Here is a 9,012-nt window from a genome sequence, read left to right on the forward strand (position 1 = left end):
GTTCACCTCACTTGTACATCGTCTGGTTCATGGTTCCGGGGGCGTACGCGTCCGGGTCGACCCAGACGTTGATCAGCGAGGGCTTGCCGGACTCGCGGGCCCGGCGCAGCGCGGGGCCGATGTCGGCGGGGTCGCGGACCTCCTCGCCGTAGCCGCCCAGCATCTGCGCGAACTTGTCGTACTGGACGTCGCCGAGGGTGTTGCCGACCCGCTCGCGGTCCTTGCCGTACTTGGCGGCCTGGCCGTAGCGGATCTGGTTCATGGAGGAGTTGTTGCCGACGATGCCGACGAAGGGGAGGTCGTAGCGGACGAGGGTCTCGAAGTCCCAGCCGGTGAGGGAGAACGCGCCGTCCCCGAACAGGGCGACGACCTCCTTGTCCGGCCGCGCCTGCTTGGCGGCCAGCACGAACGGCACGCCGACGCCGAGGGTGCCCAGCGGTCCGGGGTCCATCCAGTGCCCGGGTGACTTGGGCTGCACGACCTGCCCGGAGAAGGTGACGATGTCGCCGCCGTCGCCGATGTAGACGGAGTCCTCGGTGAGGAAGTCGTTGATCTCGCTGACCAGGCGGTACGGGTGGATGGGGGTGGCGTCCGACCTCAGCTGCGGCAGCCGCTTGTCGAGGGCGGTCTGCTCGGCCGCGCGCAGCTCGTCCAGCCACTCCTTGCGCTTGGACGCCCCGCCGTTGACGCGTCCGGAGGCCGCCTCGGTCACCGACTTCAGCACCAGTCCCGCGTCGCCGACGATGCCGAGGTCGATGTCGCGGTTCTTGCCGACGGTGCGGTAGTCGAGGTCGATCTGCACGACGGTCGCGTCCGGGGAGAGCCGCTTGCCGTAGCCCATGCGGAAGTCGAAGGGCGTGCCGACGATCACGATGACGTCGGCGTTCGAGAAGGCGTAGCGCCGCGAGAGCTGGAAGTGGTGCGGGTCGCCGGGCGGCAGGGTGCCGCGCCCCGCCCCGTTCATGTACGCGGGGATGTTGAGGGTGCGCACGAGCTCGATGGCGGCCTCGGTGCCGCGGGTCGTCCACACCTGGCTGCCGAGCAGGATGGCCGGCTTCTCGGCGTGCACCAGCAGGTCGGCGAGCCGCTCGATCGCCTCGGGATCGCCGGCCGAGCGGGTCGAGGCGCGGTAGGCGCCGGCCTTCGGCACCCGCGCCCTGTCCACCGGCACCTTGGCGTCCAGCACGTCGCGCGGGATCTCCAGGAAGGAGGGGCCGGGCGCCCCGTGGTAGCACTCGCGGAACGCCATCGACACCATGTCCGCCGCCCGGGCCGTGTCGGGTACGGCCGCCGCGAACTTGGTGATCGGCGTCATCATGTCGACGTGCGGCAGGTCCTGCAGGGACCCCATCTTGTGCTGGGTCAGGGCGCCCTGACCGCCGATCAGCAGCATCGGGGACTCCGCGCGGAAGGCGTTGGCGACACCGGTGACGGCGTCGGTGGTGCCGGGCCCCGCGGTGACCACCGCGCAGCCGGGCTTGCCGGTGATGCGCGCGTAGCCGTCGGCGGCGTGCGCGGCGACCTGCTCGTGACGTACGTCGACGACCTCGATGCCCTCGTCGACGCAGCCGTCGTAGATGTCGATGATGTGGCCGCCGCACAGCGTGTAGATGCGGTCGACGCCCTCGGCCTTCAGTGCCTTGGCAACGAGGTGACCGCCGGAGATCACGTCCTGGGTGGTGTCGTCGGACATGGCGAAGTCCTGTCCCTTCACGAGGGGTCGGGGCGTTCTCGCGGTAGATTGCATACAGTCGACGAATACTGTATGAAGCTTGTTATCCCGCATCCGGTGGGTGGTGTCCAGGGGGCGTGCGGCACTTTCAGTCAGGAGCCGAAATGGACCTGTACGAACACCAGGCAAGGGAACTCTTCGAAGAACACGGCATCCTCGTACCGAGGGCCGAGGTCACCGACTCGCCGCGGGGCGCCCGCGAGATCGCCCGCCGGCTCGGCGGACGCGTCGTCGTCAAGGCGCAGGTGAAGACCGGCGGCAGAGGCAAGGCCGGCGGGGTGAGGCCCGCCGCCGACCCGGCCGCGGCCGAACTGACGGCCCGCCGGATCCTCGGCATGGACATCAAGGGCCACACGGTCGGCAAGGTCATGCTGGCCGAACCCGTCGACATCGACCGCGAGTTCTACGTCTCCTACGTCCTCGACCGCTCGGCGGGCCGCTTCCTCGCGATCGCCTCCGCGGAGGGCGGCATGGACATCGAGGAGGTCGCCGCCACCCGGCCCGAGGCCGTCGCACGCATCCCCGTCGACCCGGCCGAGGGCGTCACCCCGGCGAAGGCCGCCCGGATCGCCGAGGCGGCCGGACTGCCCCCGCAGACCGTCGACGTCCTCGTCCGCCTCTGGCAGGTGCTGGTCCGCGAGGACGCCCTCCTGGTCGAGGTCAACCCGCTCGTCCGCACCGCCCAGGGCCGGATCGTGGCCCTCGACGGCAAGGTCACCCTCGACGACAACGCCGGCTTCCGGCAGACCCGCTGGGGCACCGAGGCGGCGGAGCACGACGATCCGCTGGAGGCACGGGCCGCCGCCCTCGGGCTGAACTACGTCAGACTGGACGGCGAGGTCGGCATCATCGGCAACGGCGCGGGCCTCGTCATGTCGACGCTCGACGTGGTCGCCGGCTGCGGCGCCCGCCCCGCCGACTTCCTCGACATCGGCGGCGGTGCCTCCGCGCAGGTCATGGCCGACGGACTGTCCGTCATCCTCTCCGACCCGGCCGTGAAGTCGGTCCTCGTCAACGTCTTCGGCGGGATCACCGCCTGCGACGCCGTCGCCGACGGCATCGTACGGGCCCTGGACGAGGTACGGCTGACCAAGCCGCTCGTCGTACGCCTGGACGGCAACAACGCCGCCCGGGGCCGGGCCGTCCTCGACGCCCGCGCCCATCCGCTCGTCGAACAGGCCACCACCATGGACGGCGCCGCCCGCCGTGCCGCCCAACTCGCCGCCACCACCTGAGGAGACGGGACACCATGGCCATCCACCTCACCAAGGAGAGCAGGATCCTCGTCCAGGGCATGACCGGCGGCGAGGGCATGAAGCACACCCGGCGCATGCTGGCGTCCGGCACGAACGTCGTCGGCGGGGTGAACCCGCGCAAGGCGGGCCGCACCGTGGACTTCGACGACCGCGAGGTGCCCGTCTTCGGCTCCGTCCACGAGGGCATCGACGCCACCGGCGCCGACGTCACCGTCGTCTTCGTGCCGCCCGCCTTCGCCAGGACGGCGGTCCTCGAAGCCGCCGACGCCGGCATCGGCCTCGCCGTCGTCATCACCGAGGGCATCCCCGTCCACGACGCCGTCGCCTTCACCACGTACGCCAGGGCCCGGGGCACCCGGATCATCGGCCCCAACTGCCCCGGCCTGATCAGCCCCGGCCAGTCCAACGCCGGCATCATCCCCGCCGACATCGCCAAACCCGGCCGCATCGGCCTGGTCTCCAAGTCCGGCACGCTCACCTACCAGCTCATGTACGAACTCCGCGACACCGGGTTCTCCACCTGCGTCGGCATCGGCGGCGACCCGGTGGTCGGCACCTCCCACATCGACTGCCTCGCCGCCTTCGAGGACGACCCCGACACCGATCTGATCGTGCTCATCGGCGAGATCGGCGGCGACGCGGAGGAACGCGCGGCGGCCCACATACGCGACCACGTCACCAAGCCGGTCGTCGGCTACATCGCCGGCTTCACCGCCCCCGAGGGCCGGACCATGGGCCACGCGGGCGCCATCGTCTCCGGCTCGACCGGCACGGCCCGCGCCAAGCGGGAGGCGCTGGAAGCGGCCGGCGTCACGGTCGGCGCCACCCCGACCGAGACCGCACGACACGTACTCGCCCTCCTGCGCAGCGGTGCGTGACGGCGCGCACATGAGGTCCCAGTCCCCGCACCTCGCCGAGAGCGGAGCACCCATGGCACCCACCCTCACCCTCAAGGCCGGCAGCTCCTGGGCCGACGCCTGGCAGCGCTGTCTCGCCGTCGCCCCCGAGGCCTTCCGCGGCGACCGCGTCCTCAACCTCTGGAACGCCGCCTGGCAGGCGGACGGCCGCGCCCTGCCCGCCACCAGCCCCGTCGACGGCAGCCCCGTCGCGGGCCCGCCGCGCCTGGACCGGGGCACCGCACAGCACGCCGTGCGCGCCTCGCTCGACCAGCACCGCGCCTGGCGCCACGTCCCGCTGCCCGAACGCCGGGCCCGCGTCGCCGCCGCCCTCGACGCCCTCACCGAACACCGCGAACTGCTCGCCCTCCTCCTCGTCTGGGAGATCGGCAAACCCTGGCGGCTCGCCCAGGCCGACGTCGACCGGGCCGTCGACGGCGTGCGCTGGTACGTCGACGGCATCGACGACATGCTCGAAGGCCGGGCTCCGCTGGACGGCCCGGTGTCCAACATCGCCAGCTGGAACTATCCGATGAGCGTGCTCGTCCACGCCATGCTGGTCCAGGCGCTGGCCGGCAACGCGGTCATCGCCAAGACCCCGACCGACGGCGGTGTCTCCTGCCTGACCCTGGCCTCGGCGCTCGCCGCCCGCGAGGGCGTCCCCGTCACCCTCGTCAGCGGCAGCGGAGGCGAGCTGTCCCAGGCGCTGGTGCGGGCCCCCGAGATCGGCTGCGTCTCCTTCGTCGGCGGCCGCGACACCGGCGCCGCCGTGGCCACCGCCGTCGCCGACCTCGGCAAGCGGCACATCCTCGAACAGGAGGGACTCAACACCTGGGGCATCTGGAACCACACGGACTGGGACGCCCTGAGCGCGGTGATCCCCAAACTCTTCGACTACGGCAAACAGCGCTGCACGGCCTACCCGCGCTTCGTCGTCCAGCGCGAGCTGTTCGCCGACTTCCTCGCCGCGTACCTCCCCGCGGTGCGTACGCTCCGGGTCGGCCACCCGCTCGCCGTCGAGCACCCCACCGACCCCTTCCCGCGGCTGGACTTCGGGCCGGTGATCAACGCGGCCAAGGCGAAGGACCTGCACGACCAGGTCGCCGAGGCCATCGACCGCGGCGCCGTCCCGCTCCACCGGGGCGCGCCGTCCGACGCCCGCTTCCTGCCCGGCCAGGACACCTCGGCGTACGTCCAGCCGGTCACGCTGCTGAACCCGCCCCGTTCCTCCCCGCTGCACCACGCGGAGCCGTTCGGCCCGGTCGACACGATCGTCCTGGTCGACACGGAGGCGGAACTGCTCGCCGCCATGAACGCGTCCAACGGCGCACTGGTGGCCACGCTGTCCACGGACGACCGGGCCACCTACGACCGGCTGGCCCCGCAGATCCGCGCCTTCAAGGTCGGCCACGGCGTCCCCCGCTCCCGCGGCGACCGAGACGAGCTGTTCGGCGGCCTGGGCGCGTCCTGGCGCGGCGCCTTCGTCGGCGGCGAGCTGCTGGTCCGCGCGGTGACCCGGGGACCCGCGGGAGAGCGGCTGCCCGGCAACTTCCCGGAGTACCAGCTCATGCCGTAAGGGACCCGGTAACCGCCCGGACACGCACGGTGCACCTCGGGCCGCAACCGCCCAGGGGACGGAAAACGCAGGTGAAAGGCACTGCGAAACCTTGGTATGGTTGTCCATGTCGCCGCGGGGAAAACCCCGGTCACGGCGGCAGACACCTGGTCCGGGTGGCGGAATGGCAGACGCGCTAGCTTGAGGTGCTAGTGCCCTTTATCGGGCGTGGGGGTTCAAGTCCCCCCTCGGACACCATCACCGATATGCAGTGACGAGGGCCCCGACCTGATGGTCGGGGCCCTCGTCGTGTGTTCGTCACGGTGGGCGTGAGCTCGGCGGCGAGGGAAGGGGGGCGGCCCGGTTCAGCTTCCGCTGCCGTACGGTCGCGTGAGGATCTCCAGGTTGTGTCCGTCGGGGTCGTCGAAGTAGACCCCCCGGCCGCCGTCGTTGTGGTTGATCTCGCCGGCGCGGTTGTGGAACGGGTCCGCCCAGTACGTGAGCCCGGCCTGCCGTATCCGGGCGAAGATCGCGTCGAAGTCGTCCTCGGAGACCAGGAAGGCGTAGTGCTGCGGAGTGACGGTCCCGGTCGTCTCCATGTAGTCCAGGGTCACGCCGTTCGGAATCTCGACGGGGACGAAGGGGCCGAACTCCGGGCTGGGTTCCAGACCGAGGATGCCTGCGAGGAACTCCGCCGAGGTGTGCTTGTCGTGCGCGGCGACGATGGTGTGGTTCAGCTGCACGGTCATCGTGGACCTCCCTCCGGGCCAGCATACTCCGACGGCCTACTAGGTAAGCCTTGCCTAAGTGTGTCCATGTCTGTAGCCGCCCTATAGTTGGCCCCATGAGCCGTTGGACGGAGTTGACCGGGGGGACGTCCGGAGAGGATTACGCCGCACGGTTCGCGGCCTTGGCCCGGAGCGGGAAGGATGTGCACGGTGAGGCGCGGTTCTGCGCGGCGCTCGTGCCTGCCGGAGCGCGGGTGCTGGACGCCGGGTGCGGTACCGGACGGGTCATGATCCGGCTCGCGGAGCTCGGGTACGACTGTGTCGGGGTGGATGCGGATGCGTCCATGCTGGCGGTCGCGCGGCAGCAGGCGCCGGAACTGGCCTGGTTCGAGGCCGATCTGGCCGGGTTCGAGCCGAGTCGGCTCGACATCGCGGCGGACTTCGATCTCGTGGTCGCCGCAGGCAATGTCATTCCCTTGCTCGCCGCCGGCACCGAGGCCACGGTGGTCGAGCGTCTTGCCGCGGCCCTGGCGCCGGGCGGTCTGATGGTCGCCGGCTTCGGCCTGGACGAGGCCCACCTGCCCGTGCCGCCGAGCATCACGCTGTCGGAGTACGACGACTACTGCGCCGCGGCCGGCCTCACCTTCGTCGACCGCTTCGCCACCTGGGACGCCGACCCTTACGAGGGCGGCGGCTACGCCGTGAGCGTCCACCGCCGGTGAGGTCCTGTACCTGACTCCGGCCGCGCACCGAAGTGTCAGGCCGGTGAGAAGACGTGGTCGCTGATCAGCCGGGCGCCCCCGACGACACCGGCACACTGCCCCAGTTCGCCGAGCACGATCGGCAGGTTGCCGGTCGCCAACGGCAGCGACTGACGGTAGACCTGGGTGCGGATGCTCGCCAGAAGGTTGTGGCCCAGTCCGGTGAGCCCTCCTCCGATGACCACCAGGCCGGGGTTGAAGAAGCTGACCAGCCCGGCGATGACCTGACCGGTACGTTTTCCTCCCCAGCGGATCAGCTCCAGGGCCACGGCGTCCCCGGCGCCCGCGGCGGCCGACACGTCCTCGGCGGTCAGCCTCCCTGCCGCCTCGAGCCGTCCCGCCAGCTCCGTCGACCGGCCGGACCGGGCGGCCGCGGTCGCGTCGCGTGCGAGGGCGTTCCCGCCGAAGTACGCCTCCAGGCAACCGGCATTGCCGCAGGCGCACCGCAGTCCGTCCGGTTCCACCTGGATGTGGCCGATGTCGCCGGCGCTGCCGGTGACGCCGCGGTGGACCTCGCCGCCGACGACGATGCCGCAGCCGATGCCGGTCCCGAGCTTCACGCATAAGAAGTCGCGCACGGACCGGGCGACGCCGGCCTGCTGCTCGCCCAGGGCCATCAGGTTCACGTCGTTGTCGACGAGGACGGGGCAGCCGAGCTCCTGGCTCATCGCCTCGCGGACGGGGAAACCGTTCCACCCCGGCATGATCGGCGGGGCGACGGGGACACCCTCGGGAAACCGGACGGGCCCCGGCACGCCGATCCCGGCGCCGTCGAAGTGTTCCACCGACGCCGTCTCACGCACCTTGCCGACCAGGGCCAGCACCTGCTCGAAGACCGCGACCGGGCCGTCGCGCACGTCCAGCGGCTCGGTCTGATGGCCGAGGATGTCCAACTCCGCGTTGGTGACCGCGACATCCACGGAGGTCGCGCCGATGTCCACGCCGAGGAACCGCAGTGCCGGGGTGATCCGCACGTTGTGCGAGCGCCGGCCGCCACGGGAGGCGGCGAGGCCGTCCGGGACGACCAGCCCGGTCTCCAGCAGCCGTTCGATCTCGAACGCGAGCTTGGAGCGCGACAGTTCGACCTGGTCCCCCAGGGCTACCCGGGACTGCGGACCGAGGTCGCGCAGGAGGCGGAGCAGTCGGGCCTGATGGATGTTGGCCGGTCGAGCCGTCGTACTCCTCACGGCGCCCCCGTCGTGGTCAGAGTCGTTCGCATGCCCGGTGCTTGGGGGTGCGACCTTCCACCCGGACAGTAGCAAAAACTCGTGCACCGATTCACAAAACTTTCTTCATTTGATGGACAAAGCCGGTGAGACAGCGCGGCCTTGTTACCGCCTCGGCTGTCGCGGAGGCGGCCAGGCCCGGTGGAGCGGAGTCGTCCGACTCTCCACTCCACCGGGCCTTGTGCGCTGCGCTGTCCGGGTCAGCGACGGGCGGGACCGTGGTCCGGCGTGCCGACGTCGGACCTGCCGGCCGCCTTCTTGATCGCGGCGGCCTCCCGCTGGTCGATGACTCCCTCCTTCCGCAGCGTCGTGACGATCTCCCCGACGTGGGAGACGAACGCGCCGTGGTTCTTCCAGGCCCGGTGGTCCTCGATCAGCTCGTTGATCGTGCAGCCGTTGGTCGTGACACGGTTCGGTACACCGGTGTTGACCGAGCCGGTGAACACGGTGGAGCGGTTGTCCGCCTCAGGGCAGTCGGTGGGCGGCTTGCCGTCGACGACGGTGAGGGACAGCGACTGCGGCGTGGACGTGTTGCCGGCCTTGTCGCCGGCCCGGTAGAGCACGGTGTGGCTCCCGGCCCTGTCGATCACCACCGGGGCGGAGTACTGGAGGTAGGGGCCACCATCGAGGGAGTACTCGATCCTCGCCACACCCGACTCCGTGTCCGAGGCCGTCACCGTCACCGTCGCACTGCCGACGTAGTCACCGGCGTCGTTCTTCGTACCGGAGACGGAGGCCGACACCTGCGGCGGCGTCCTGTCCTCCGGCGGAGCGGCCACGACGGTGAACTTCACCGACTGCGCCGGTGAGGTGTTGCCGGCTTTGTCGGTGGCTCGGTAGGTGAGGGTGTGCTGGCCG

8 protein-coding genes and 1 tRNA gene are annotated in these 9,012 nt (G+C 71.0%); 5 read left to right on the top strand and 4 right to left on the bottom strand.

All coding sequences use genetic code 11. From position 1 onward, the window contains the following. Positions 1-7: 7 nt before the first annotated feature. Entirely contained in the window at positions 8-1,693 is a 1,686-nt protein-coding gene (locus tag H0H10_RS06295; RefSeq protein ID WP_188179827.1) for a thiamine pyrophosphate-binding protein, read from the bottom strand. Positions 1,694-1,836: 143 nt separating this feature from the next. On the opposite strand from H0H10_RS06295, the gene sucC reads away from it, so the two are divergent. From sucC to H0H10_RS06315, 4 genes are all read left to right on the top strand, one after another. Next, positions 1,837-2,967, top strand: a complete 1,131-nt coding sequence (gene sucC, locus H0H10_RS06300) for an ADP-forming succinate--CoA ligase subunit beta (protein ID WP_188179828.1) — start codon at positions 1,837-1,839, stop codon at positions 2,965-2,967. A gap of 14 nt (positions 2,968-2,981) precedes the next feature. Next, positions 2,982-3,866 (top strand): succinate--CoA ligase subunit alpha, encoded by an 885-nt coding sequence (gene sucD / locus H0H10_RS06305; protein ID WP_188179829.1) that lies wholly within the window; start codon positions 2,982-2,984, stop codon positions 3,864-3,866. Between the two features lie 52 nt (positions 3,867-3,918). Then, positions 3,919-5,460 carry an aldehyde dehydrogenase family protein gene (locus H0H10_RS06310; protein WP_188179830.1) on the top strand — a complete coding sequence of 514 codons (1,542 nt, stop codon included), beginning with the start codon at positions 3,919-3,921 and terminating at the stop codon, positions 5,458-5,460. Between the two features lie 149 nt (positions 5,461-5,609). Continuing rightward, positions 5,610-5,697, top strand: a tRNA-Leu gene (locus tag H0H10_RS06315). 107 nt (positions 5,698-5,804) lie between these two features. On the opposite strand, the gene H0H10_RS06320 is transcribed toward H0H10_RS06315, so the two are convergent. Next, a complete protein-coding gene (locus H0H10_RS06320; protein WP_188179831.1) occupies positions 5,805-6,188 on the bottom strand; it encodes a VOC family protein in 384 nt (127 codons plus the stop codon). Positions 6,189-6,283: 95 nt separating this feature from the next. Between H0H10_RS06320 and H0H10_RS06325 the strand changes: the two genes are divergently transcribed. Beyond that, on the top strand, positions 6,284-6,889 hold the full coding sequence (locus H0H10_RS06325) for a class I SAM-dependent methyltransferase (RefSeq protein ID WP_188179832.1): 606 nt from the start codon (positions 6,284-6,286) through the stop codon (positions 6,887-6,889). A gap of 35 nt (positions 6,890-6,924) precedes the next feature. Here H0H10_RS06325 and H0H10_RS06330 read toward each other — a convergent pair whose 3' ends face one another. Further along, positions 6,925-8,115: an ROK family protein gene (locus H0H10_RS06330; RefSeq protein ID WP_188179833.1), complete on the bottom strand. Its 1,191-nt coding sequence runs from the start codon at positions 8,113-8,115 to the stop codon at positions 6,925-6,927. Positions 8,116-8,354: 239 nt separating this feature from the next. Continuing rightward, positions 8,355-9,012 (bottom strand): OmpL47-type beta-barrel domain-containing protein (locus tag H0H10_RS06335; RefSeq protein ID WP_373566811.1); only part of this gene is annotated, 658 nt, incomplete at its 5' end.

The sequence above is a fragment of the Streptomyces griseicoloratus genome (assembly GCF_014534645.1).
Taxonomy (GTDB): Bacteria; Actinomycetota; Actinomycetes; order Streptomycetales; family Streptomycetaceae; genus Streptomyces; species Streptomyces griseicoloratus.

Coding starts and splice junctions, on each gene's coding strand:
- H0H10_RS06310 (WP_188179830.1), top strand. CDS start 3,919: ATGGCACCCACCCTCACCCTCAAGGCCGGCAGCTCCTGGGCCGACGCC.
- H0H10_RS06325 (WP_188179832.1), top strand. CDS start 6,284: ATGAGCCGTTGGACGGAGTTGACCGGGGGGACGTCCGGAGAGGATTAC.
- sucC (WP_188179828.1), top strand. CDS start 1,837: ATGGACCTGTACGAACACCAGGCAAGGGAACTCTTCGAAGAACACGGC.
- sucD (WP_188179829.1), top strand. CDS start 2,982: ATGGCCATCCACCTCACCAAGGAGAGCAGGATCCTCGTCCAGGGCATG.
- H0H10_RS06295 (WP_188179827.1), bottom strand. CDS start 1,693: ATGTCCGACGACACCACCCAGGACGTGATCTCCGGCGGTCACCTCGTT.
- H0H10_RS06320 (WP_188179831.1), bottom strand. CDS start 6,188: ATGACCGTGCAGCTGAACCACACCATCGTCGCCGCGCACGACAAGCAC.